A 26,846-nucleotide genomic window follows, 5' to 3' on the forward strand; every position below is an offset into this window, starting at 1 on the left:
GACAACTGTAATAATGTCCCAAAATCTAATCTGGATAAATGTAAACCTGATATGCCCTGAAGTCGAAATCATATTTTAGCTAAATATGGTCAGTTAACGGGTAAAATAAATGAATTGAATGTTAAAAATATGATCGATTTTAGCAACAGGTAGATCAGTTAACGCAGTTAACTTAATGTTGGCAAATTAGAGTCTGCCAAAAACAGCTACCGTCATTAACATGGAAAAGCATCATCTTAAGTTAAGTATGTCGAACTTCAAACTAAAAATACTTTTTTCTTATATCTCAATTTGTGTATTCGTTTTTGTTGTTACACAATCATCTTTTGCGCAGGATAAATCGACAGACGGGTATTGGATTTCTCCTGCCCTAACAAAACCAGCTAAAGCTAATTGCTGGATAGCCTATCGTCGGGACATCATGCTCAACAAAAAGCCGGAGCAAGCATTAGCTACCATTGCGGCAGATACAAAATACTGGCTTTGGATAAATGGTAAACTTGTCATATTTGAAGGAGGACTGAAACGCGGTCCTAATCCCAAAGATACCTATGCAGATAAGATTGATCTTGCCCCATATTTAAAAAGGGGTGCAAATAAGGTTGCCATACTACTTTGGTATTTTGGTAAAAATGGTTTTTCGCACGTAGGTAGTGGTGTCGCTGGTCTTTATTTTAATATGAATGCTGAAGATACCGTACTCCATAGCGACAGCAGTTGGTTTTGCCGTATCCATCCGGCTTATGGCAATACAGAAGCTCCGTTTCCCAACTACCGGTTGCCAGAATCAAATATTCGTTTTGATGCCAGAGCAGATATCACCGGTTGGCAAACCGCTCCGTTAACTAGGCTTAAAGATTTTGGCAATGCAGTAATTATCGGGAAACCAGGTGACGCACCCTGGAACAAACTGGTGGAACGCCCTATCCCCCAGTGGAAAAACTTTGGGATAAAGACCGCAAAATTTTATCGCCTTAAAGGCAATATTACCGATACGATCATTGCACAGCTTCCATATAATATGCAGCTTACCCCCATTATTTCACTAACGGACGATATGGGTGGCCAGCTGATCAAAATAAATACCGACCATAGCAACGCTGGAGGAACCGACAACCTGCGGGCAGAATATATCACTAAAAAAGGTTATCAGGAGTATGAATCTTACGGATGGCTGAATGGAGAAAAAATAGTACTTGTTGTGCCAAAAGCCATTAAAATAAAAGCAGTTAAATATCGTGAAACGGGTTATAATGCAGCACCTGAAGGCACGTTTGCCAATAGCGATGAATTCTATAACCGATTTTGGAAAAAGGCGCAGCGTACTTTATATGTTAACATGCGCGATAACTATTTCGATTGTCCTGACCGGGAACGGGCACAATGGTGGGGAGATGCCGTACTGTTGATGGGCGAAAGTTTCTATACCTACTCTACTTCTGCACACGCATTAATGCGGAAAGCAATAAATGAACTGGCTGGCTGGCAGCGCCCCACGGGAGAACTTATTGCGCCTATTCCCGGTAACTTTATTCAGGAACTTCCCGATCAGATGCTGACCAGCATTGGCTATTACGGCTTCTGGAATTACTATATGAATACGGGTGACCGTAAAACCATTGAAAATGTTTACCCTGCGGTAAAAAAATACCTGTCTTTGTGGAAAACTGATGATACTGGCCTTACTACATTACGGAAAGGCGACTGGCTTTGGGGCGACTGGGGTGATAACATTGATGTAAGGCTTATTATGGCGGGCTGGCATTATCTTGCTTTAGATGGCGCCGCCAGAATGGCTGATATGCTCGGCTACAATAATGATGCTGCAATGTATCGCCAGGTAATGAGCCACGTAAAAAGCGGATATAATAAATGTTGGGATGGACATGCCTATCGTCATCCTTCATACCATAAACGAACCGATGACAGGGCGCAGGCCTTAGCTGTGATTTCGGGGATTGCTGACTCATCAAAATACGAGCGCATTTCTGAAACCTTGCATACGCAGATGCATGCAAGCCCTTACATGGAAAAATATGTGATGGAAGCCCTTTTTAAGATGGGCAAAGGTAAGTATGCGATGGAGCGGACGAAACTGCGATTTGCTGAAATGGTTAATAATCAATATTACACTACCCTATTCGAAGGTTGGGGTATCGGTGAAAATGGATTTGGTGGCGGCACCACCAATCATGCCTGGAGTGGTGGTGCCCAAATCGTTATTTCAGCGTACCTGTTTGGAATCAGACCGCTTGAAGCCGGATACAAAACATTTCTGGTTGAGCCTGACCCTGCAAATCTTCGCACAGGAACCCTCAATGTTCCAACTGTAAAAGGAATGATCAAGACCTCATTCGAAAATAATGCGGATGAGTTTAAGCTACAGCTAACTGTTCCTTTGGGTACAACAGCAATCATACGTCTGCCTTCAGGTTCACCGGTATTCGTCAATAAAAAACTTATCGAAACAAAAGAATTAGAAACGGCAGGATTAACAAAGAAAACGAATACCATCACTTTTAAGCTAAGCCCGGGAAAATATAAGATTAAACGGCAACAGCCTTTGTAGAACTAATCAAAACTGTTGCGAAAATCTCCCGAACCTGACTGGTCAAGACTCATTGATATGAATCAGTTGAGTTAAACACGATGTAATTTTCTTTTATAAATAATTATATTGGCACTTACACACATATTAAATGAGGATAAAGATCATCAGCGACTTGCATCAGGAATTTGGAATTTCTGATATTGATTTTGGCAATGCTGATTTGGTGATCCTGGCTGGCGATACAAACTTAGGTACAAAGGGTATTGATTGGGTAAAAAATAACATCAGGGATAAGCCCGTAATCTATATATTGGGGAATCATGAATATTACAAGGGTGCCTATCCTAAAACCCTTGATCAAATCATAAAGGCATCTCTTCATTCAAACATAATCGTTCTTGAAGATAAAATGGTTGAATTTGAAGGCATCAGATTTCACGGTGCAACATTATGGACCGACTTTTCTCTTTTTGGCAGCCCGGTTGAGTACGGTATAATATGTCAGGCACAAATGAACGACTATAGACAAATTCGCAAAACCCCATCCTATTCGAGGCTGAGAAGCATAGATACCTATAAAATCCACCAGGCATCAAAGCGATGGCTACAACAAAGCCTTGAAGAATCTAATGGATATAAAAATATTGTAATCACTCATCATGCTCCTAGTATTAAATCGATACCTGAGGAATATAAAAATGAACCCATATCTTCAGCTTATGCTTCGAATCTGGAAGATGTGATCTTAAAATACCAGCCTGATTATTGGTTCCATGGCCATATCCATACACCTGTGAGGTACCACATTGGCAAAACTGAAATTATATGCAATCCACATGGCTATATAAACGAGGAATATAATGGATATGACATCGATTTGATCATCGAGATTTAAAATATACGCAATATGAAAGTGCTTCACCAAACTTGTATAACGTGGGGTCATTACAAGGGGCTTAATGACTACCTGACTTAAGCTTAGTAAAAGCGATATTTATCGAGAACTACCCTTTTTTCTGTAAATTTTATATTTACCCTTAGGTTTGTGGTCACATTCATCCGCTAGGCCGGACTTGTAGAGGCGTTTTAATATTTCCTCATTTCGACCTCCATACCTGAGACCTGAAATACATGAAACTGCATAGCGCTTATGGCCCTCCTGCTAAGTTCATCGGGAGTTTGTGGTTGCTTTTTAAAATAGCAATGGCCATATTCAATTTTAGAATGATCAATGAGGTCTGGCGCTTCTGCTTCAGGCGCACCGCAGGAAGTGCACACCTGATCTTCCACATAGAAATCTCCCCTGGCATTTTCGGGATATCTTTCAGGTGGTCTTTTACCAAAAAAGGTTTCAAATATTTTCATTATAGGGCAGTGTAGTTAAAATCTAGTTTGTAGAAGATAACGACATGGATAATTTACCTTCAGGCGCTTTGCCAAAGTGGTTCGTATACCATTCAATTAGTTTGTCAGATTTAAACTGGCTATTTCCATTTATTCCCCTAATGAATCTTTTGGCAGATTTGGTACCATCTTCGCCATTCATGGCCTGGTAAAGCACATAGTCGACTATAATTTTGTCTTCAGGTTTTGGTCCTTTGTAAGATAAGATTGCACCGTCTTTCCCGATGATAAATGGTGCAGGATCACTAATATTTAAAATATTTCTGAAATCAGCTGATGAAGTATTATTAACCAACCTGTTCGTATTTGAAGTGCTATCTGAACCGATGCAAAGTTTGGTAAAAACCACATCAGGGTACTTAGCAAAACGTTCCTTTAATAACAGGTAAGCTTTTTCTTGCTGCTCAGAAAGTTTTTTGTCCTTCCAAACATATAGGTAGACCGTTTTTCCATTGTATAAGCTACCAAAAGTTTGATGTTTTCCGTTCAGATCGACAATTTGTATGTCAGAAATATGCGTACTGGTATAGTCATTATAATTTTTAACCACAAGTTTAGCAATTCCCTTAACCATCATGGTACAAGAGCTGGCGAGAATACAAATGGAGAAAATAAGAAAGTAAAATGATTTTTTCATGTTCAGATTGGTTTGTGGCTGTAAGTATAGTTAATTAATCATTATAGCAAAGACGATCAGGATCTAATTTGGGTTGCATCATTATTTCTTTTTTTATGGTTTTTACCGAGCATATCCCAATGGTTGTGTTTCACCGACCGAAATAAATGATTTATGTAGAAAATGAACGAACGGTGTTTCATGGCGTAATACAGCCCCGCCATTCGCTATAGCTCCGATAGAAAATCTTTGTAACACTATAAACCATTGCGTAAATCGGAGGCTGCCGCTTCTGTCTGGTTTAGGAACAAAGGTTTCTGACCCATGCAACCGTTAACATGAAATACTTCAAAAGCCCCCTAGCCCCGGCTGAAGCGTTACCCTGCAGCAACGAGGTACGAGGCAGCGAAGCGTAAAAGCAAAAGACGGGAGGAGACTTCCTGCTCAGCATAGGCCTTGCGCTCCAAACAAAGGTTAACCAATGGCATTTTACAATTACGTCCCTTATCCTATCGGTTGGTATCTCCACCGACCGAAACAAATGATTTATGTAAGAAAATGAGCGATCGGTGTTTCCTGGCGGTCTGCAGTCCCGCTATTCGCTATAGCTCCGATAGAAAATCTTTATAATACTATAAACCATTGCTTAAATCGGAGGCTGCCGCTTCTCTCTGGTTTAGGAACAAGGGTTTATGCACCCTGCAACCGTTGATATGAAATGCTGCCAAAGCCCCCTAGCCCCGGCTGAAGCGTTACCCTGCAGCAACGAGGTACGAGGCAGCGAAGCGTAAAAGCAAAAGACGGGAGGAGACTTCCGGCTCAGCAAAGGCCTTGCGCTCCAAACAAAGGTTAATCATTAGCATTTTAAAATTACTCCCCCTTTTATATGGACCTCAAACTTTTATTTAGTCCCAATCTCTACCTGACCACCTTTTTTAAACAAGTCATGAGAAATAAAATACCCCGGTATTGCTTTTCCATTAACTTTGATATTATTAATCCCTCTTCCCTTGCCTGGTTTGGAAATCGTTAACATTTTTCCGGTACTGGTTTTCCATTTTACCTCATCAAAAAGTGGAGCGGTAACGATATAAGTTGGATCAGTAGCCGAGAATGGATATAAACCCAGTGCGCTAAATACATACCAGGCCGACATTTCGCCGGCATCGTCCATTCCGGAGAGCGCCAAACCATCATCGCCTATACCATATAGTTCGTTTAAAATCTTATCAATAATTTTCTGCGATTTTTCCGGCTTGCCGATAAAGGTGTAAGCAAAAGGTGCTTCATGGTCAGGCTGGTTGCCCTGGCAATATTGTCCGATCATGGTTTCTACATTGCGGGCAATGTATTTCGGGTTCCAGGGTAAGGTAAATAGCGAATCCAGTTTGGATTCGAAGCCTTTTGCACCACCATACAGCTCTATTAAACCTTTCATATCATGTGGCGCATAAAACGAAACCTGCCAGGCATTCGCTTCCCTGTACATATATTCGTAGTATGGATACTGAGGGTTGAATGGTTTGATCCAGTCACCATTTGCTAACCTGCCCCTCATAAAACGTGTAGCCGGATCGAACATGTTTTTATAATTTTTCGATCGGGCCATCAGTGTGTGGTAATTACTGCTATCGCCAAGTTTTTTAGCAATTTGAGCAAGCGAATAATCGTCATAGGCATACTCGAGCGTTTTGGAAACACCTGCCTTCGCTTTGGTTTCTACATGTGGATTTTTAACATCAGGGTCTGAAATATATCCCTTCTCGATATATTCTTTCACAAACGGACGGGCACCACCATCCACATTGGCATTACGTAACAAAATCTGGTAGGTACCTTTGATGTCGAAATCATCAATACCCCTCAAATAAGCCCCGGCAATGGATGAGGCACCATGATCGCCATGGAAAAAAGTAGGAATAAAACCCGTTTTATCGCCCACATCCTTCATCGATTTAATTACATCCAAAGTAACCTGAGGTGTAATCAGACCTAAAAGCACGTCTTTATTGCGGTAAGTGTCCCAAAGTGATGGTTCTGTATAGTAATTGAAATCTCCTTTTACCACATTGCGTTTTGCATCTCTAAACTCACCGTTGACATCACTACGCAAAGCCGGCCATAAGAAAGATCTGTACAGGCAGGAATACAACATCTGTTTTTGCTTCTGCGTTCCGCCCTTTACCTGAATGTTTGATAATAGTGCCTCCCACTTTTCGGTTGCTTCCCGGCGGATCTGTGCAAATGTTTTATTTCCGATTTCTTTCTCCAGGTTTTCTTTTGCATTGGCTATACTCACAAAAGATAACCCGATTTTAAGTTCAACCGGGGCTTTACTCCCGTCAGCCAAATGCACGATTGCATAACCAGAACGTTTGCCGGCATCAACAATCTCAAGTTTATCAATCGTTCCATTTACTACCGCATAAAAATACACATTTTCACCGCCCTGAAAACCTTGTATGGCGGATGGCCCGTCTTGTGCAAGATTCCAGGTATTAACACTGCTGTTGGCTTTTCCCATGCTGAACAGGATTTGCCTGTTGTTATTTTCTTTGAAAGTATATTCGTGAAAACCGCATCTTAATGTTGATGTCAGCCTCACATCCACCTGATAATCATCTAAATATACCTGATAAAAGCCAGGTGCTGCGCTTTCTTTTTTATGCGAAAACTTTGAACCAAATTTACCTTTTGGGTTGGATAGTGGTAAGATGGGAATATTGCATAAATTCCAATGCCCTTTATTTGTGTGTGCAAAACCATAAATGGTATCATCTTCATACTCATAACCTGCACCCGAACCAAATTCCGTAATGGGACTTAACTGCACCATGGCATTTGGTAAGGAGCTGCCAGGGAAAGTTAAACCTGCCCATGACCGCCAGCCTTCAGGCAACTCATATCCCAGAATTTTAGGATCAGTCAGAGGTGCTGTACCAATAAAGGTGTTCACATATGGTGTTAATTTAGCTTGCGCCTGTGATTTGTGATGAATCGCGATAATAAATATCAAGAGAATGGTGAAGGATTGGGCTGGCAATTTCATTTTAGATAAAACGTTTTAGTATTTTATCAAAGATATAAAATCTATTAAACCAATGTATAAAATATCATAATAGTTACCTGCTAAAATCAGCGAAAGTGTCCAATTGAGATGCTTAAATAGTTGAATAATTTGCCAAATATCAGTATGCTTTGCCGCCGCGATTTTCATGCTCGCTGTGCTATTTTATATATCTTTGGCTTAAACACTAATCAAATAACCAATATGCTTTTAAATTACAGGCAAAACTTCGTTTGCGCATTTTTCTTGTGCTTACTGCTCTTCTGCTCTGCCAAAAGGCTTCAGGCACAGAACAAAGAAAATACTGCCTTTACCATGTGGGATACCAAACCTGCACAGCAATGGATGACGGAAGCTTATCCTATCGGGAACGGACGTATCGGCGGAATGATTTTCGGAGGTGTTGATCAGGAACATATTCAATTTAATGATAATACGCTATGGACCGGCGATGAGAACGACCGGGGTATGTACCAGGCTTTTGGGGACTTGTTTATCGATTTCAATCATAAAGAACAACAATTTACCAACTATACCCGCAAACTCGATCTTACTAATGCTGTACATACCATTAGTTATACCCAAAACGGCACCCAATTTAAGCGTGAGTATTTTTGCAGCTTTCCGGATAAAGTGATGGTACTGCGCTTCGCCGCTAACCACAAGAAAGCTTATTCTGCAACGATTGGCTTAAAAGATGCGCATGATGGGATCATCACCGCGAAGGGCAATACCATTCAGATTACGGGTAAACTACCAAATGGCATGACTTACCAGGCTATTGCTGCTGTGAAGATCGAAAATGGAAAGCTTGAATCGATAAAAGATGGTAATACCGAAAAATTGAAAATAACAGCTGCTGACGCCATTACCCTTACGTTTACTGCAGCGACCAATTACAGCAATAAACGAGCGCAAAACTGGAAAGGTGAAGAGCCGGCACCTAAAATTGACCGTATTTTAAATGCGGTTAAAGCCAAAAGTTATGATAAACTTTTAAATGCACATATTCAAGATTATAGCAGATTATATAATCGCCTCGCAATAAACCTTGGCACGGGCGATGAAAATACCCGGAAGCTACCCACCTACCAAAGATTGATCAACTATAAAAAGAAAGCAGACCCCGCTCTTGAAGCTTTAATTTTTCAGTATGGCAGATATTTGCTGATCAGTTCATCAAGAGCAGGTGGCTTACCTGCCAATTTGCAAGGACTTTGGAACGAAAGCAACACTCCGCCATGGGGCAGCGATTACCACTCAAACATCAACATCCAGATGAATTACTGGCTTGCCGAGCCGACCAACCTCTCTGAATGCATGATCCCTTACTTGGATTATATTAACAGCATGCGCGAGGTGAGTGCCATGCATACCCGTAAGCAGTATCCCAATACCAGAGGCTGGACGGTTAAAACCGAAAATAATATTTTTGGTGGCATGAGCTTTCTTTGGAATACCCCAGGAAGTGCCTGGTATGCGCAGGCCCTTTGGGAGCATTATGCCTTTACAAAGGATAAAAATTACCTGAAGAACTTTGCCTATCCGATAATAAAAGAAATCGCTGAATTTTGGGATGACCATTTAAAAAGGAGGCTGGATGGAACACTGGTATCACCAATGGGCTGGTCGCCAGAACACGGACCAACGGAAGATGGGGTTACGCATGACCAACAAATTGTGTTTGACCTTTTTACCAACTACATTGAAGCGGCTGAAGTTTTAGGCATAGATGCTGATTACAAAAAACACATTGCCGATTTAAAAGCACACTTATTAAAGCCAAAAATTGGGAAATGGGGTCAGTTACAGGAATGGGAAACCGATCGTGATGACCCTGCCGATCAGCACAGGCACATTTCACATCTCTTTGGTTTACACCCCGGCAGAGAAATCAGCACCATTAAAACACCAGAACTGGCAAAGGCAGCCCGAGTAACCTTAACTGCCCGTGGCGATGAATCGACTGGTTGGTCGATGGCCTGGAAAATGAATTTCTGGGCCAGGTTGCAGGATGGTAATCACGCTTATAAAATCCTGCAAAACTTTATTACGCCCGTTGGTGGTTCAGGTACCGATTACAATAAGGGAGGAGGAATTTATACCAATTTACTCTGCGCACACCCACCCTTTCAAATTGACGGAAATTTCGGCTATACTGCAGGTATTTCTGAAATGCTGCTGCAAAGCCAGGCCGGCGAACTGCAATTTCTGCCAGCTTTGCCTGATCAATGGGTTACGGGAAGCATTCAGGGTTTAAGGGCACGTGGAGACTTCGAGATTACCAATCTGGAGTGGAAAAATGGAAAAGTGGTTTCTTTAGCTATCAAATCATTATCAGGCGGGCCATGTATCGTAAGAACGCCGAATCAGCTAAAGGGAAACGCGAAAGATATTGTTCAGGAAAAATCGGATAAAGATTTCAGATATCGTTTTAATACGCTGGCCGGCAAAACGTACCAGTTTAATTAATTATCGGTGTCCGATCGGTAAACTGTTCTAAAGTTTTTTTGAACGTATTTATTTCCAGTCGGTCGTGCCGGGGGATAATTTAATGGATAAAAATCATTATAAATAACAGATAAAATCTAATTAGTAATATCCCTTTGAGAATCGTCATTCCAAACTTGATTTGATAGCTATCGGATGGGGAATCTTAGATCGTTTGCTTTAAGGTTCCGGCATACACCAAATCCGATTGCTATCGGATGACAACGGCACTAGTTGAGTCTGTCAATCGTAACGGAGTCGAAGGATTTTAACCCTAAACAATAAGGTTAATTGCAAAATCGTTTATCGTATCCTTATCCAGTAGTTGATAAGAGCATAGCGCTAACAAACCTGTTTAAGTTTTCTTACTTCAATTTCACCCTTTGCCAATACAAATCGAAACATTAAAAATTCATCCGTTTCGGTGATATCAATCTGTTTGATGACACCCGCTAAATGATTATTGTTAATCGCATCTCCTGCTTTTAGTTCCAGCAGTGTCGATGTCGGCACTTTATCGTCTACAAAAATGTTGCTCATATTGATTCTTTTAATAACGGATAATTTACCGATTTAATCTGGATCCCCTTGTGTCAAACAAAACCGTGTTTATATCGATTCGCCTTTTATCAAAACGATCAATACAAACACGGCCCGTAGCGTTTATGCCTTTAACAAGGCAGGTTTCTCATGATACGTTTTCCAGAGCAATTCTCCGAATAGCGTATTCGACCAGGCGAACCAGGCTCTTGTAAAGTTGGCTGGATTATCTTTGTTGAACGACTCGTGCATAAAACCTTTGCCTGCGTGTGTTTTGCGCAAAGTATCTATACAATATTTAATCTCGGCATCATCTTTAGAAGTAAGTGCACGCATGGTAATGCTCATTGGCCAGATCATGTCTTGCCCCGCGTGTGGCCCACCAATACCTTCGGCCGCTGTGCCTTTAAAAAAATATGGATTATCTTTAGAAAGGGCAAATTTTCTGGTGTTCTGATAAATCGGATCTTCAATTTTCATCGCGCCCAGATAAGGCAAACTCAATAAACTGGGTACATTTGAATCGTCCATTAAGTAAGAACTTCCAAAACCATCTACCTCAAAAGCATAAATTTTGCCATATTTAGGGTGGTTTACGATGGCATGTTTTTGAAGCGCAGCATTTACCTCGTTGGCCAGATTTAATAAATTACTTTCTAAAGTTTTATCGCTGTTTAGCGCTTTAATCATCTCTGCAGCCTGCTTTAAGCTTGATACCGCAAAGAAGTTTGAAGGAACCAGAAATGGAAAAATAGTGGCGTCATCACTCGGGCGGAAAGCAGAACAGATCAAACCAACCGGATTTACCGGAAAACCGTAACCCGCCATGGGTAACGAATCGGTAGGTTGTGTGGTTTCCCGCTGGAAATGATAAGGGCCTTTACCGGTTTTGCGCTGTTGCTCTTTAAAAGTTTTCAACGTAGCCTCAATTCCTTTTTTCCAATCGGCATCGAAAGGGGTTTTATCACCTGTCTTTTTCCAATAATGATAAGCCAAACGGATCGGGTAACACAATGAATCGATTTCCCACTTGCGCTCGTGTACGCCTGGCTGCATAGCGGTTTTATCGGTCTTCCACTCTCCCACTTTATTGGCATCACCATAAAAAGCATTGGCATAAGGATCTTTTAAAATACATTTGGTTTGGTGAATAATTACACCGGCAATTAGCTTTTTTAGTGGCTCGTCTTCATTTACAAATTGCAGGTAAGGCCAAACCTGGGCTGAACTATCGCGTAGCCACATGGCATCAATGTCGCCTGTAATTACATAGGTATCTGGTCTGCCATCTTTTTCTTCATGATAAACCGTTGTATCTAAAGTATTTGGAAAACAATTTTCAAACAGCCATGCTAATTCGGGATTCTTAACATTTGACCTGAAGGTGTTAATGGCTGCGTCTACCGCTTTACTTTTAAAATGTCGTTTTGCAGCAGCTACGCGTACCACAGGAAATTCGGGCGCCAGATTAGCGGCGAAAGAAAATTTTGATGCAACAACGCCTGCTCCTAATAAGCCAGTGTTTTGTATAAATGTCCTTCTTTTCATTATGATTAATTATGATATTTAGGTATAATTTTTAGTGATAGTGTTACGGTACCTCATAAATTCATATCACTTGCAGCGGTAAATATTATTCGGTTAGTCCTTAACAAATATTATCATAATTTTTCGAACATCAAAATCAATATATTCAATTAAACTATTCCTAAATCGATTTTCTTATACAATATCTTGAATAGATTCAGCTTGTGTTCTTTTGCTAAGGTAACTAATTATAGATATAAAATAATATATTTAACTAACCAAGCCTAATTTTATGGATGCTGATAACACTTCACTGTCTAAACGTATTTTATCTATTGATATACTACGTGGATTTGTAATGATTGTAATGGCGCTGGATCATACCAGAGATTTCTTTCATATTGGTGCGATGACAGCTGATCCGCTAAATCCTGAGAACACCACGGGCCTGTTGTTTTTTACCCGCTGGATTACCCATTTCTGTGCACCCGTTTTTGTTTTCCTGTCAGGATTATCAGCTTATTTATCTGCACAACATAAAACGCCAGCTCAGGCGGCTTCATTTTTATTTAAACGGGGTTTATGGTTAATTTTTATTGAAATAGCAGTGGTATCGCTCGGTCTTACCTTTAACCTGCAATACAACTTTATTATTTTACAGGTAATCTGGGCAACTGGCTGGAGCATGATCTTCCTGGCATTGGCAAGCCGTATCTCTTATCAAAGCGTAGTCGTCATCGGCTATATTCTGGTTTTTGGACACAATCTTTTTGATTTATTGCCCAAACCAGCCGATCAAACAGCCGGATTGATTTTGAAAGTATTTTTTACTGCTTCTGGAACGGTTGTACCATTATCCAGCAATCATTTAGTCGGTATTTTTTATGCCATCCTGCCCTGGACAGGCATTATGTTTTTAGGTTATGGGATTGGCGCATGGTATAAAAAAGAATATGCTAAAGAACTCAGAAAGCGAAAACTACTGGTTGCCGGAATATTAACAATATTATTGTTTATTACCTTGAGGCTCATCAATATTTACGGCGATCCGGCACCGCGTAAGGAGTATCGTGATTTCTTTAAGAACCTGTTGTCCTTTTTTAACGTAAGCAAATATCCTCCCTCCTTGCAATACACAGCCATGACATTGGGCCCAGCACTGCTATTTTTGGCGCTTATCGAAAAAACAGCTAATTGGTTTACGAAGATCAACGCCGTATACGGCGCTGTACCTTTCTTTTATTATGTGATACATTTTTATTTATTGCATATACTCCTGGTGATGGCATTTTTTGCCACAGGGCATAGCGAAAAAGAAATTATGCAGGTTCCGTTTTTATTTAGGCCGGCAGCTTTTGGATTTGGTTTACCTGCTGTTTATTTGATATGGATCTGTGTGGTAGCTTCTTTGTACCTTCCCTGCAGGTGGTTTAAAAGATACAAGCAAACACACAGGCAATGGTGGTTGAGTTATATTTAATTTTTTTTTTAACTTGAGGTGTGATTTATTTCAAGTTCAGCAAAGTATTTTTCAGTTCCGCTTCGGTAAATTCTTTTTCATAAAGTTGCCTTGATTTTTGGTTTACAAACAAGGTAGCAGGAATAGCGCCCGACCATTTTTTGTCGATCCGTTCTGTATACTGTTGCTGACCAGGCTCATTTAAAAGATATACTTCCGCATTGATTTGATTACGCTGTACAAATGGAATAACTTCTTTTTGCAGTTTTGATTTAAAATCCAGGCTTACCAAAATTACTTTCACCGGTTTCTTTATATTAGCTAACCGTAGTTTCTCAAAATTCGGCAATTCGGCTACGCATGGCGAGCACCAGGTTGCCCAGAAATTGATGACGTAGGTGGTATCTTTTCCATTGGCAATGCGTTTATCCAGTTCATTTAGGGTGAGTAATTTTACTTGTGCATTAGTAGCATAAGTTATTAAAGAAAAACCGATTATGAGGAGTATGCGCATGATAACGAAATTTTAGTGGATTGTTGTTTTACATTCCGTCACCCTGAACGGTTGTTCTTCATTTCCGTGCAGGCGGGGATCTTAATGAAGCCTGTTAAGCGTCTGTGATTCTTGGATCGGTTGGTAGTTGAGAACAGATATTAAAAATTTCTCCATTTCGTTGCACTTCAGTCCAAATGACGACAGCTATCAATTAACCGATCCGGATTTAACCAAAACCTTTTGATAAGCAGGTAATGTTAAATCATCTACAATTACCCCTCGTGTGGTACTGGCATGTACAAAAAAACCATTATTGAGGTAAACGCCAACATGGTCTACATCGTTTCCACCAAAAGAGAAAAACACAAGATCGCCCTCTTTCAGGTTATCGATATCTTTTCTTCTGACCACATTGGCCTGCTCGCGAGAAATACGTGGCAGCGTAACCCCAAATATTTCTTTCTCCAATAAGAATGCAAAACCGGAACAATCAATCCCATTCTTATCTAATCCGCCAAAACGGTACCTCACTCCTGTCCAATCGGTAATAAAACGATAAAGCGATTTGCTTTTTAAATTAGCCATCGCATCAGCCGCCTGTGCTGCTTTCGTATCACTTTTAACCGTGTATTTTCTTGTTCCGCAGGATGTTATAATGATGGAGAGCATTAAAATTAAAGAATAACAATATTTAGTTTTTATCATATTTTTTAATTCTTTTGGTCACACAATCAGACAGATAGCTATCATACCAATCCTACCAACATCTATGTTCAGGTTTTTACCTGTCGTTAATTTTTTATTAACCGCTGTATTTCGTCTAATTTTAACAGTGCCTCAACAGGAGTTAACGCATTTACATCTAAATTATTTAAAGTATCACGTATTTTCACCAAAATCGGATCATCAATGGCAAACATCTGTAACTGGTAAGCCTGGTTTTGTACTTTTTTAATGCTATCTTTTATGCTTTGCCCTTCTGTACGGTCTATTTCTAATTTTTTAAGAATCTCATTCGCACGGCCTATTAATTTTGTCGGCATACCGGCCATTTTTGCCACATGTATACCAAAGCTATGTTCACTACCACCAGGTATAAGTTTTCTTAAGAAAATTACCTTATTGCTCATTTCTTTTACCGATACATTAAAGTTTTTAATGCGGGGCATGGTATTGGCCAGTTCGTTTAGCTCATGGTAGTGCGTAGCAAATAAGGTTTTAGGTCGGGCCGTTGGATGCTGATGCAGAAATTCAGCAATTGCCCAGGCAATCGAAATACCATCATATGTACTCGTTCCGCGACCAATTTCATCAAGCAGGATCAAACTATCATCAGAGATATTGTTCAGGATACTTGCCGTCTCGTTCATTTCTACCATAAACGTACTTTCTCCTGAAGAGATGTTATCAGATGCTCCCACACGGGTAAAAATCTTATCCACTATGCCTACTTCTGCATCTTTTGCCGGCACAAAGGAACCCATCTGTGCCATTAATACAATTAATGCTGTTTGCCTTAAAATGGCTGATTTACCCGCCATGTTAGGACCGGTAATCATGATGATCTGCTGACTTTCGGTATCAAGATATACATCGTTGGTGATGTATTCTGTACCAACAGGCAATTGTTTTTCAATTACCGGGTGGCGGCCACCTTTAATATCGAGCACTTTGTTTTGGGTAACCTTTGGTTTGTTATAATGGTTTTTAGCTGCCAGTTGAGCAAAACACAGCAAACAATCAAGCTGTGCGATGAGATATGAATCAAGCTGGATGGGTTTGATGTAACTCGCCGTTTCATACATCAGTTCGTTGTACAAACGGATTTCGATGGCCTGTATCTTTTCTTCAGCACCTAAAATCTGATCTTCATACTCCTTCAGCTCGGGCGTGATGTATCGTTCCGCATTTACCAAGGTCTGCTTACGGATCCAGCCATCGGGTACCTTATCTTTATGGGTATGGGTAACTTCTAAATAATAACCAAATACATTATTGAAGGCTATTTTCAAAGATGGGATACCTGTTGCTTCTGCTTCCCGCTTCTGAATCTGAACCAGGTAATCTTTCCCGCCAAAAGCAATTTTGCGCAAACGGTCTAAATCTTCGTCAACCCCGTCGGCAATTACATTTCCTTTAATCAGCAATGCTGGTGGTTCGGCCTGTAATTCCTTTTCTATTCGTTCCCGGATGGCTAAACATGGATTTAACTGATCTGCTATTTTAATCAGGAAAGGATTTTTAGAATCTGCAGCAAGTTTTTTAACGGCTTCAATGTGGTAAAGTGCACGTTTTAAAGCCACCAATTCCCTCGGGCCAACCCGTTGTAAACCAACTTTGGAAATTAAACGTTCTAAATCGCCTATCTGTTTAATGTGCGATAGAAATTCTTCCTGTAATGTTTCGTTTGCCACAAAATATTCTACCATGCCCAAGCGTTCCTGAATGGGTTTCAGCTCTTTTAATGGCATAATAATCCACTTCTGTAACAAACGTGCGCCCATTGGGGTACAGGTATGATCCAGAATATCAAAAAGAGTGACTGCATTATCGTTAGGCGAATTCACCAATTCCAGGTTTCGGATGGTAAAACGGTCGAGCCACATGTAACGGTCCTCCTCAATGCGGCTAATGGAAGTAATGTGCTGCAGGTTGCGGTGTTCAGTTTCACCTAAATAATGTAAAATAACACCAGCAGCAACAATTCCGCTTTGTAAACGATCGATACCGAAACCTTTTAATGACGAAACTTCAAAATGTTTCATCAGGGTTTCGTTTCCAAAATCAGTGGTAAATGGCCATTCGTCTAAGCCAAAGGTGTAAAAACGGTCGCCAAAGTTTTCGGTAAAGGCTTGTCGCTTTGATTTTTGAAAGATCACTTCTGTAGGCTTAAAACCCTGCAGAAGTTTATCGATATAATCGCTATTGCCTTGCGCAATTAAAAATTCGCCTGTAGATATATCTAAAAATGAAACACCCAATTGTGTTTTATCGAAAAAAACGCAGGCCAGGAAATTGTTCGATTTCTGGTTTACAATATTGTCGCCGTAAGCTACGCCTGGCGTAACCAGCTCTGTTACACCTCGTTTTACAATGGTTTTTGTTGTTTTAGGATCTTCAAGCTGATCGCAAATGGCAACGCGCTGCCCCGCCCTGACCAGTTTCGATAAATAATTATCTAAAGAATGGTGCGGAAAACCGGCCAGTTCTAACGCACCACCATTGGGGCCAGTACCTCTTCTGGTTAATACGATGCCTAAAATCTGTGCCGTTTTAATGGCGTCTTCGCCAAAGGTTTCATAAAAATCGCCAACCCTAAATAGTAAAAGTGCACCCGGGTACTTCGCTTTTATCGCGTTGTACTGCTGCATTAACGGGGTTTCTTTATTCGTGTCTTTAGCCAAAACTGAAATGAATTTACAAAAGCCATAAAGATAACACGAATAAGCATTTTACCGCTGTTTTGTTGAAAAGTTGAAAGATTGTTTAAAAGCCAGGGTTGATCAGTTAACTTTAACCTCATCATCGTTTTCTTCCATCAACGGTTAACTATCATTCGAAAATCAAGGGTTCTGTACATTTGGGGTAACGCAATCCTGCTCCGCTTGTAGTCCCTTCTTTTTAATCGGGAGCTACCGCTTCAATCAGATTTAGTCACAATGGTCTGTTTTAACCCAAGTGCATAATAATTTTCTTTTGTCAACAGTTAACCAATTTATATGATTAAACAATTGCCATTATTTGGAAATGAAGGTTTCTGTGCATTTGGGATAGTGTAGTCCTGTTATCCGCTTTACTTCGCTGCGCTCGTGTTCGCTCCTACCAGGTTTAGGTACAATGGTCTGTTTTAATCCGGTTATACAATAAATTCGGCACTTACACAGTTAACCAACTTATACGATTAAACAATTGCCATTATCTGGAAATGGAGGTTTCTGTGCATTTGGGGTAGTGTAGTCCTGTGTTATACGCTTTACTTCGTTGCACTCGTGTTCGCTCCCACCAGGTTTAGCTACAATGGTCTGTTTTAACCCAGTTATATAATAGATCTGGTAGTTATACAGTTAACCATTTATACGATTAAACAACTGCCATTATTTGGAAATGGAGGTTTCTGTGCATTTGGGATAGTGTAGTCCTGTTATCCGCTTTACTTCGCTGCGCTCGTGTTCGCTCCTACCAGGTTTAGATACAATGGTCTGTACTAACCCAATTGTATAATAGATCTGGTACCTATGATACAATTAACCAATTAATACAATTAATCAGTTAACCCATAGAAACAATTACCCTGGTCATGTGTTAACTTTATATAAATTTTAACCTAATTTTTTAATTATGACGATCCAACTGAACACCGACAAGAATTTAACCATACATCAGGAATACGAAGAAAAAATCAACACTCAGTTAAATGAAGGCCTGAGCAGGTTTAGCGATCTGATTACGCGTTTAGAAGTTCATCTTTCTGATGAGAACGGTAGTAAAGATGGTCTGGATGATAAAAGATGTTTGCTAGAGGCCAGAATAACCGGAAAAGATCCAATTGCAGTAACTAACCTAGGTAATACGTACGATTTAGCCATCACAGGCGCCTTAACAAAACTAAAAAGTGCTTTAGAAAAAGTGGCAGGAAAAATGAAAGCACATTAATAGGTATAAATGTCATCCTGAGCCTGTCGAAGGACCTCTAAACGTATTTTATGAAGCGTTTCGACAGGCTCAACGTGACAATCATTATTGTAGTTTTTTATAATTTAACTTTTTCTAATTCTTCTATATATTCCAAAAACAGATTCAAAGCTTTCTTTCTGTCTTCTGTCACATCAAATTGAAGTTTATGATAAAGATAATCTTCCAGATCGAAATTTGGCGATTCAGCTAATTCCGCCAAAACTTCCTTTCTATGATCTAAACCAAACTTTAAAGCTGCATTAAATTCAGCTTTAAAATCTTCTGAAATCTCCTTATTAGCTACCCAAGCTGCATACATAAAAGGTAAGCCCGTAAGTTTTTTCCATTCCTCGCCCATATCATAAGCGTAGGCAAAATCATCTTTTTTACCAAAAGTCCTGTCGCCAATCAAAACAAAAGCATCTGTTTTTGCGTCAGGATCGGTAGTAAATTCTACCTCCTTTTTCCAATGAAATTTTAGCAATACTTTGGCTAAGTTATTTGAGGTACGCGAGTGGGCATCCAGCCTTAGCGTTTTAATTTCATTTGCCGGAACTTCACTAAAAATAAATACAGAATTTACGCCGCCATCACTACCTATACAGTAATCGGCCACAATATTGGCATTTGGAACCAAAGGAATAGCTGCGACAGGCATCAGGCCGATATCTGCCTGACCATTAATCACTTTTGCTGCGCAATCTGAAGGGATATCTAAACTTAAATCAATCTTATTAATGATGTCCGAATGTGTTAATCCGTATATAAAAGCTTTTGTATTGGTGTAGGCAACCGCCGATATTTTAATCTTATTCAAGGTGTTATGTTTTGCGCTTCGCGTTTGGCGTTAAGCAAATTATTTAATTACTAAACAATCTTATGCTGGTTTGTTTTCTCAGAACGATTAACGCACTTCGTTTCATGAAGGCACGAACCGGGGCCGTTTATTCTCCGATTACTAAACCGTCTAAATGTACTGCGCTGTTAAATTCGAGCACGGTAAATTTTCCATCCTCAAAACCCATTTTGTACAACACGGTATTCTGATGTGGGAATTCAGTCATTTCGCTCAATGGTTTTCCTAGGAGTAAGCATAAAAAAACACGCATCGCCCGGCCATGCATACAAAGCAATACTGTTTTTTCCTCTGGTCGGGTCATTAAAACCTCCATGGGTTGTTTTAAACGTTCGTAAACATCCTGAACGCTTTCGCCACCTTCAAAATGCGCGGAATAATCTCCATTTTCCCAGCTTTGTAACATCTCACGAAAAGCCTCGCGTGCCTCTTCGGTATTGGGTTTTCCTTCCCAGATACCCCATGCCAGCTCATCTAATCCCGAAAGTTTTTCCCACGGTAATTTAGCATCGATAAACTTCTGCACCGTTTGCCAGGTTCGTTTAAGATCGGATGTATAAATTTTATCAAAAGGAACATCCTTGTATTTTTGATAAAAAGCTTCAGCTTGCGCCCTTCCCAAATCATTTAGATCAGAATTTATACCCCTGCCCTGTACTATGCCCTGTCTGTTAAGTTCTGTTTCGCCGTGGCGTATGATGTATATTTCTTTAACCATTAAATGGGATTTTTTGGATTATAAGATTGCAGGATTAACATTTTTTATTTATTATTTTTTTGACTTTGCGAAAAGATCTTAAAATCCTATCATCATAACAATCTTAATTCACTACCGGTAGTTTATAATATTGCGGTTTCTTTTCTTCCTCAAAAACAACATTTTCGAAATCGGTAACTACATTGTATAGTGTATCGCGTTCTATTGCTTTCCGGCCCACTTGTTTAATCAGATTAACCAGCTCTTTAGTGCTCATCGCCGGATTCTGCTCTTCGGCTCCAGCCATTGAGTAAATTTTAGTCGTATCATCCAAAGTACCGTCAATATCATCAACGCCATAATTTAGGGATAACTGTGCCGTTTCGCGACTGATCATGGCCCAATAAGCTTTAATATGATCAAAATTATCTAGATAGATGCGGGCAATTGCATAATTTCTCAAATCTTCAATTACCGAAGATTCAGGCACATTGCTCATCTGGTTATGCTGATTTCTGAATTTTAAAGGAATAAAAGTTTGGAAACCGCCCGTACGATCCTGCAGTTGACGTAGTTTTTCCATATGGTCAACCCGGTGCCAGTATTTCTCAATATGTCCATAAAGCATGGTTGCGTTACTCCGCATACCTAATTTGTGCCATTCTTCATGGATATCCAGCCATTGCTGACCGGTACATTTGTCTTTGGCAATCTGTTCCCTGATTTCGGGATGAAAAATTTCTGCCCCTCCGCCCGGTATAGATTCCAAGCCGGCTTCTTTCATCAAACGCATACCCATTGCGTAATCAATTTTAGCCTTCTTGAAGATATAGTGGTACTCTACAGGGGTTAATGCTTTAACATGTAAATCCGGACGGTGTTGTTTAATAGCGGTGAACAAAGCCGAATAAAAGGCCACATCATATTGCGGAAGTACCCCTCCTACAATGTGTACCTCTGTTACCGGTTCGCCATCATATTTTTTAACAATATCGAGCATTTGCTCCATCGTTAAGGCCCAGCCTTCCTCCTTTTGCTTGATTAAACGGGAATAAGAACAAAATTTGCAGTCGTAAACGCAAAGGTTGGTAGGTTCAAGATGGAAGTTGCGGTTAAAATAGGTTTTATCGCCATGTTTCTGTTCGCGGATAAAATTGGCCAATACGCCAAGATAACCCAATTCTGCATGTTCGTATAAGTACACACCTTCGTCGAAGGTAATCCGCTCTTTATGAAGAACTTTATGCGCGATGTTTCGTAGTTCAGTTGATAAATTGGTATCAGCTAATATTTTTTCAACTTGCTCAGTTGTATTCATTCCTGATTTATTTTGAACAAAAATACGATAATGAGCCGATTTGAAAATCATTTTCTTGTAACAAACCGTGATTTTTGGATATTGTATTTGATTATTAAACACAGTTGAACACAGATATTGATTGCTTTTTATCGTAAACTTAGCTATAGGCGTTAACATTAGCCACCGAAACGTAGAAGTCACGAAGAAATAACTATCAAGCTCGGGGATAAATCCATGTTTCAACACTTGACGGTAGTTTATGTAAGATAAAACCTGAATCTAAGTTCAATGCTAACAAGCTGCTACAAGTGATTCTAAGAAACTTCGGGTAAATCCGTGTCTCCGTGGCAACCCTAAAAGACAGTAAACAAAAAAAGCACCTCTTTTCAGAAGTGCTTTAAGGGTATGTTTTTCGATGTTAAATATTATCTGGCTGCAGGTACAAAAGTTAGAATAATATTTGCAGTTCTGCCACCAAATTCAATTGGTGATTTTAATACCATTTGTGTGCTTGAAAGTTCAGTTAATACTAAACGATAACCTTCAGTTACATTTTTTGCTTTGTCACCCTCGTATATTTTTTTAAACTGGAAAGTTTGATCCTTAGGGGCAGCCGACCAGAAAATAGTCTGCATTACAGCACCACAGGTACTTGATGCAGGTAAGGTATAAGATCCATTACCACTATTGGTTAAATTCCATGTACTTCCCTCAAAACATTTGTAAGATTTCTCTCCAAATAAGCCCTGAACAGCACCATCAGGCAAACCTTCCAAAGCTACATTACTCACTACCCATTCGCGAACAACTGTACCTCTGCTACCCGTTACGCCTGCAGTTACTCTTTTTGCAGTATTACAACTTTGTAACATTACTAAGGTAGAACATGCAATTGAGATAGCTATAAATAATCTTTTCATTTTCTATGTAATTTAAATTTTGTCAAACTTGTTACATAAATCTTGCCAAAACCGTTACTAACCTTAAATTAGCGCTAAATTATTAAATCCCATACCCATATTACATCGTCCAAAATCAATCATCATGAAACCAGAAACCCTTGCTATTCACGCGGCTAATCTTGTAAAAATCAATACAGGTGATGTTACACTGCCTATTAATTTATCTACCACATTTTTTCGTGACGAAGATGGTGGCTATCCTCGCGGACACATGTATAGCAGGGTAAGCAATCCAAACCGGTCTGCTTTAGAAAACACTGTAGCTAAACTGGAATATGGCGAAGATGCAGCAGCATTTTCCTCGGGTAATACCTGCGGTTTGGCATTGTTTCAAGCTTTGAAACCAGGCAGTCACATTATTGCACCAGACGATATGTATTGGGGCATTAAAAAACAATTGCTGACGATTTTTAACAATAGCCTGGAATTTGATTTTATTGACCAGACCGATTTGTCGCTAATAGAATCAAACATTAAGCCCAATACAAAACTAATTTGGATCGAAACACCATCCAATCCACTGTTGAAGGTTACCGATATAGAAGAGATTGCTAAAATAGCTAAGGCTAAAAATATCACCATGGTCTGCGATAGTACATTTGCTTCCCCTATTTTACAAAATCCAATTTTATTAGGAGCAGATATTGTCATGCACAGCAGCACGAAATACCTTGGTGGCCATAGCGATGTGCTTGGAGGAATTTTGGTGACAGCAAAGAAAGATGAGCTGTGGGAGAAAATCAAAAACATACAGCAAACCGGTGGTGCCGTTCCATCACCCTTCGATTGCTTTTTATTAAGCAGAAGCATAAAAACCCTGGCCTACCGCATAAAAGGGCATTGTGAAAACGGGAAGATTATCGCTCACTATTTAAATAAACATCCAAATGTAGAGGCCGTTTTTTATCCTGGACTGGAAGACCATCCGCAACATGGTATTGCAAAAAAACAGATGAAAGATTTTGGTGGCATGATGTCATTCCTGGTTAAAGGTGGTGTTGAAGCCGCTCATAAAGTGGCGAATAAGGTCCGGTTATTTGCACAGGCGACCAGTTTAGGTGGTGTGGAGAGTTTAATCGAACATCGCTACTCAGTAGAGGGGCCGGATAGCAAAACGCCTAAAAATCTGCTCCGTATTTCCGTTGGACTGGAACATGCAGACGATCTTATTGCCGATTTGGAGCAGGCGTTAAGCTAAAGTTTTCTACAGTCCTATAAGGTTTCTGAAACCTTATAGGACTAAAAATCTATTTCGGATTACAAACCGTGGTCAGTTTCAAAGAATAGTTTGCCTCCAGTGGCTCATTTGTTTGTGCTAAACGTTGTGATCCCGTATTCGCAGGACAAGCAATATCTCCTGCAGCATCATAAACCAATTTGTTCCCATTTGCCATTAATTCCTTTGGCACATATACCTGTACTTTGGTAACTGAATAACCTGAAGGAAAATAACGTATGTAATAACCATCAGGATGTTTGGTCCAGATGCCGCTTGGTACATCGCTTCTTGGTGGGGCCATACCCGCCACAATCGCATATTTTTCCATATCAGCATAAGTGTAATTTCCGGAAGCTACCAGCTGTCTGATATTGTTTTCTGCCTCAAAAACTGCCTTTACACCCGCTGGCAACTGGTCTTTAGCCTTTTCCATTACATCAAAAGGTAACACACCCAGGGCGTCTCCCTCCAATTGTGTAATCTGACCCGGGGTTAATAATTTTACAGCGGTTAATTTTACCTGTCCGTTAAAATCAGCAAATTTTGTTCTGGCAATAATGGTCCACAGCAGCGCCTGGATGTCATGTTGATCCACTTCAGGATGTTTTTCTGCGCTTTTCAATATCGCAACCACTATTTCTTCCTTAGAACCTAGTACGGGAGCGAACATATAACCATCGCCTTTTGACGGCGCAAATGTTCCCGCCTTTAAACAATAACTTTTGTTGGTCATCTCATAAAGCCCCTCGCAAAGCACAAATCCGCCCTCTGGATTTTTAGGTAGTAAATACAATGGTTGTGCCTTTAAATTTAACGAAGTAATAAAGTCGGGCATTTTTTCACCTTCCCTGTTTACATCTTCAAAACTGGTGGTTATAGCAGCGGGCTGTTTCAGAAACCTGTCTACCCCTAAGGCTTTGGCACCCTGGGCGGTTCCGATTTTTAATAATTTATCTTTCAAACCTCCAAACTGGGCATTGGTGGTGCTGACAAACATCACCGTGAATAGCAGGCTTAAACTTAAAACGCTTGTGTTTTTCATGATAATCATATTTAGATAGGTAGTGCAAACTTAGCATATTAAGCGCTAATTTCGCATCGAAAGTTCGATTTTAGCAGCCCAACATAAAATTAAACAACTAGTTATCAGTTGTTTATTTAAAAATCAAAATTTTATTTTGTGTATTAAAAATTAATCCTGACATTTGAAATATTATTTGGCGGAAAGCTAAATAAAAGTCAATCTTCACAGGTTGATTTATAAAGAAGTGGCGAGAGACTGGCTCGATGACCCACTGGCAACCCTCAGAAAGAGAAGGTGCCAATTCCTGACCAGATAACATGGTGTTATTTGGTGATATAAATTATAACTGATGAAAACATTAAATCTTCGATCGCTAAGCGAATCCAATGCAGACCTTAAAAAGGTAAAACAAGTTGCTATTTCTGTTACTTGCAGTTATATGCCTGCTATGGCTTGTATGTGCTGTTGCATACAGTAATTTAAAAATCTTCCTTTTTTGTTTCCCTCAAACTGGAAGGTCCCGGATAACCGGGATACGCCCTTTTAAGCTTTAGAACTACCCTAAGCTAGTTATCTCATCAATTCATAAATTAAAACAGAAATTATGTCAACATCATATAAATTTGAAACTTTACAATTACACGCTGGTCAGGAAATAGATCCAACAACAGGTTCAAGAGCCGTACCCATTTACCAAACGACGTCTTACGGGTTCAATAGTGCTGAGCACGGTGCCAATTTATTTGCTCTAAAGGAGTTTGGTAATATCTACACCAGGATCATGAATCCAACCAACGATGTTTTTGAAAAACGTATTGCCGCTTTGGAAGGTGGCGTTGCTGCTCTGGCCGTGGCCTCAGGACAGGCTGCACAATTCATCGCTTTAAATAATATACTGGAGGCTGGTGATAGTATTGTTTCTTCTTCTCACATTTATGGCGGAACATATAACCAGTTTAAAGTGGCTTTTAAACGTTTAGGTATCCATGTAGATTTCGCCAATCCGGATGTGCCCGAGGAATTTGAAGCTAAAATTACCGATAAAACCAAAGCCATCTATCTGGAAACCATCGGCAATCCAGCCTTTAGTGTACCTGATTTTGAGAAGATTGCCGCTATTGCCAAAAAATATGACCTCCCGTTGGTGGTTGATAATACTTTTGGTGCAGGAGGTTATTTATTTAAGCCATTAGAACACGGGGCCAACATCGTGGTAGAATCTGCAACGAAATGGATCGGTGGTCATGGAACAAGCATTGGCGGCGTAATTGTCGACGGCGGAAACTATAACTGGGGTAACGGGAAATTCCCGCAGTTCTCCGAGCCTTCAGCAGGTTACCATGGCTTGGTTTTCAGTGATGTTTTTGGCATTGGCGGGCCGTTCGGTAATATTCAGTTTATCATTCGTGCCCGTGTAGAAGGATTAAGAGATCTTGGGCCTGCCTTATCGCCTTTTAATTCTTTTCTTTTGTTGCAAGGACTGGAAACGCTATCGCTCCGCGTACAACGCCATGTTGATAATGCCCTTGAACTAGCCACCTGGTTAGAAAACCATCCGCTGGTTAAAGAAGTACAATATCCCGGATTAGCAAGTAGCAAATACAACAATCTTGCGAAAAAATATTTAAGCAATGGTTTTGGAGCCGTACTGTCTTTTGAACTAAACGGAAGCAAGGAAAATGCCACGCAGGTTATTGATCATTTGAAACTGGTTTCGCACCTAGCCAACGTGGGCGATGCCAAAACGCTGATCATCCAGCCATCGGCCACCACACACCAGCAATTGAGTGAAGAAGAACAACTGGCCGCGGGCGTAAAACCAAATGCCTTAAGGGTCTCAGTTGGGATTGAGCATATCGATGATATTAAAGCTGATTTCGAACAGGCATTTGCAGCCATTAACGCACAAGTTTCTACCGAGAGTTTATTAGCTTAAGCACATTTACCTTCCGATACAACAAAAC

Annotated in this window: 20 protein-coding genes and 1 riboswitch; of the genes, 7 read left to right on the plus strand and 13 right to left on the minus strand. The window is 40.1% G+C overall.

From position 1 onward, the window contains the following. Positions 1 to 220: 220 nt before the first annotated feature. Both BM107_RS01115 and BM107_RS01120 read left to right on the plus strand, forming a co-directional pair. Positions 221 to 2,569, plus strand: a complete 2,349-nt coding sequence (locus BM107_RS01115) for an alpha-L-rhamnosidase-related protein (RefSeq protein WP_208864307.1) — start codon at positions 221 to 223, stop codon at positions 2,567 to 2,569. Between the two features lie 130 nt (positions 2,570 to 2,699). Then, positions 2,700 to 3,446, plus strand: a complete 747-nt coding sequence (locus tag BM107_RS01120; RefSeq protein WP_090979382.1) for a metallophosphoesterase — start codon at positions 2,700 to 2,702, stop codon at positions 3,444 to 3,446. 191 nt (positions 3,447 to 3,637) lie between these two features. Here BM107_RS01120 and BM107_RS01125 read toward each other — a convergent pair whose 3' ends face one another. The 3 genes from BM107_RS01125 to BM107_RS01135 all read right to left on the minus strand — a co-directional run bounded on the left by BM107_RS01125 (position 3,638) and on the right by BM107_RS01135 (position 7,620). Beyond that, positions 3,638 to 3,916: a ferredoxin family protein gene (locus BM107_RS01125; RefSeq protein WP_090979384.1), complete on the minus strand. Its 279-nt coding sequence runs from the start codon at positions 3,914 to 3,916 to the stop codon at positions 3,638 to 3,640. Positions 3,917 to 3,938: 22 nt separating this feature from the next. Further along, positions 3,939 to 4,592 (minus strand): hypothetical protein, encoded by a 654-nt coding sequence (locus BM107_RS01130; RefSeq protein ID WP_134203621.1) that lies wholly within the window; start codon positions 4,590 to 4,592, stop codon positions 3,939 to 3,941. Positions 4,593 to 5,472: 880 nt separating this feature from the next. Continuing rightward, entirely contained in the window at positions 5,473 to 7,620 is a 2,148-nt protein-coding gene (locus tag BM107_RS01135) for a GH92 family glycosyl hydrolase (RefSeq protein WP_090979387.1), read from the minus strand. Positions 7,621 to 7,842: 222 nt separating this feature from the next. Between BM107_RS01135 and BM107_RS01140 the strand changes: the two genes are divergently transcribed. After that, a complete protein-coding gene (locus BM107_RS01140) occupies positions 7,843 to 10,110 on the plus strand; it encodes a glycoside hydrolase family 95 protein (RefSeq protein ID WP_159435176.1) in 2,268 nt (755 codons plus the stop codon). A 360-nt stretch (positions 10,111 to 10,470) separates the two neighbouring features. On the opposite strand, the gene BM107_RS01145 is transcribed toward BM107_RS01140, so the two are convergent. Both BM107_RS01145 and BM107_RS01150 read right to left on the minus strand, forming a co-directional pair. Beyond that, a complete protein-coding gene (locus BM107_RS01145) occupies positions 10,471 to 10,668 on the minus strand; it encodes a hypothetical protein (RefSeq protein ID WP_090979391.1) in 198 nt (65 codons plus the stop codon). A gap of 123 nt (positions 10,669 to 10,791) precedes the next feature. Beyond that, positions 10,792 to 12,216 carry a glycoside hydrolase family 125 protein gene (locus tag BM107_RS01150; RefSeq protein ID WP_090979393.1) on the minus strand — a complete coding sequence of 475 codons (1,425 nt, stop codon included), beginning with the start codon at positions 12,214 to 12,216 and terminating at the stop codon, positions 10,792 to 10,794. A gap of 271 nt (positions 12,217 to 12,487) precedes the next feature. Between BM107_RS01150 and BM107_RS01155 the strand changes: the two genes are divergently transcribed. Next, positions 12,488 to 13,675, plus strand: a complete 1,188-nt coding sequence (locus BM107_RS01155) for an acetyltransferase domain-containing protein (RefSeq protein ID WP_090979395.1) — start codon at positions 12,488 to 12,490, stop codon at positions 13,673 to 13,675. Between the two features lie 25 nt (positions 13,676 to 13,700). On the opposite strand, the gene BM107_RS01160 is transcribed toward BM107_RS01155, so the two are convergent. The 3 genes from BM107_RS01160 to mutS all read right to left on the minus strand — a co-directional run bounded on the left by BM107_RS01160 (position 13,701) and on the right by mutS (position 17,521). Beyond that, a complete protein-coding gene (locus tag BM107_RS01160; protein WP_090979397.1) occupies positions 13,701 to 14,168 on the minus strand; it encodes a TlpA disulfide reductase family protein in 468 nt (155 codons plus the stop codon). A 189-nt stretch (positions 14,169 to 14,357) separates the two neighbouring features. Further along, positions 14,358 to 14,855, minus strand: a complete 498-nt coding sequence (locus tag BM107_RS01165) for a C40 family peptidase (protein ID WP_090979399.1) — start codon at positions 14,853 to 14,855, stop codon at positions 14,358 to 14,360. Between the two features lie 86 nt (positions 14,856 to 14,941). Then, complete coding sequence (gene mutS / locus BM107_RS01170; RefSeq protein ID WP_244278691.1) at positions 14,942 to 17,521, minus strand: DNA mismatch repair protein MutS; 2,580 nt, start codon at positions 17,519 to 17,521, stop codon at positions 14,942 to 14,944. Positions 17,522 to 18,488: 967 nt separating this feature from the next. Between mutS and BM107_RS01175 the strand changes: the two genes are divergently transcribed. Beyond that, entirely contained in the window at positions 18,489 to 18,803 is a 315-nt protein-coding gene (locus BM107_RS01175; RefSeq protein ID WP_090979404.1) for an HPF/RaiA family ribosome-associated protein, read from the plus strand. A gap of 97 nt (positions 18,804 to 18,900) precedes the next feature. On the opposite strand, the gene BM107_RS01180 is transcribed toward BM107_RS01175, so the two are convergent. From BM107_RS01180 to BM107_RS01195, 4 genes are all read right to left on the minus strand, one after another. Then, positions 18,901 to 19,641 carry a menaquinone biosynthetic enzyme MqnA/MqnD family protein gene (locus tag BM107_RS01180; RefSeq protein ID WP_090979406.1) on the minus strand — a complete coding sequence of 247 codons (741 nt, stop codon included), beginning with the start codon at positions 19,639 to 19,641 and terminating at the stop codon, positions 18,901 to 18,903. Positions 19,642 to 19,768: 127 nt separating this feature from the next. After that, positions 19,769 to 20,398 (minus strand): histidine phosphatase family protein, encoded by a 630-nt coding sequence (locus tag BM107_RS01185; protein ID WP_090979409.1) that lies wholly within the window; start codon positions 20,396 to 20,398, stop codon positions 19,769 to 19,771. Between the two features lie 103 nt (positions 20,399 to 20,501). Next, entirely contained in the window at positions 20,502 to 21,695 is a 1,194-nt protein-coding gene (gene mqnE, locus BM107_RS01190; protein WP_090979965.1) for an aminofutalosine synthase MqnE, read from the minus strand. A 407-nt stretch (positions 21,696 to 22,102) separates the two neighbouring features. Next, positions 22,103 to 22,597, minus strand: coding sequence for a hypothetical protein (locus tag BM107_RS01195; RefSeq protein WP_244278692.1), 495 nt, complete (start codon positions 22,595 to 22,597; stop codon positions 22,103 to 22,105). Positions 22,598 to 22,721: 124 nt separating this feature from the next. On the opposite strand from BM107_RS01195, the gene BM107_RS01200 reads away from it, so the two are divergent. After that, on the plus strand, positions 22,722 to 23,837 hold the full coding sequence (locus tag BM107_RS01200; RefSeq protein ID WP_090979413.1) for a trans-sulfuration enzyme family protein: 1,116 nt from the start codon (positions 22,722 to 22,724) through the stop codon (positions 23,835 to 23,837). A gap of 49 nt (positions 23,838 to 23,886) precedes the next feature. On the opposite strand, the gene BM107_RS01205 is transcribed toward BM107_RS01200, so the two are convergent. Further along, positions 23,887 to 24,900: a hypothetical protein gene (locus tag BM107_RS01205; RefSeq protein ID WP_139222255.1), complete on the minus strand. Its 1,014-nt coding sequence runs from the start codon at positions 24,898 to 24,900 to the stop codon at positions 23,887 to 23,889. 213 nt (positions 24,901 to 25,113) lie between these two features. Further along, positions 25,114 to 25,224, plus strand: a riboswitch (SAM riboswitch). Positions 25,225 to 25,486: 262 nt separating this feature from the next. Between BM107_RS01205 and BM107_RS01210 the strand changes: the two genes are divergently transcribed. Next, the gene (locus BM107_RS01210; protein WP_090979417.1) at positions 25,487 to 26,818 is read left to right on the plus strand and encodes an O-acetylhomoserine aminocarboxypropyltransferase/cysteine synthase family protein; all 1,332 of its coding nucleotides are present in this window, start codon (positions 25,487 to 25,489) and stop codon (positions 26,816 to 26,818) included. Positions 26,819 to 26,846 lie beyond the last annotated feature (28 nt).

The sequence above is a fragment of the Pedobacter suwonensis genome (genome assembly GCF_900111825.1).
GTDB classification, from domain to species: Bacteria; Bacteroidota; Bacteroidia; order Sphingobacteriales; family Sphingobacteriaceae; genus Pedobacter; species Pedobacter suwonensis.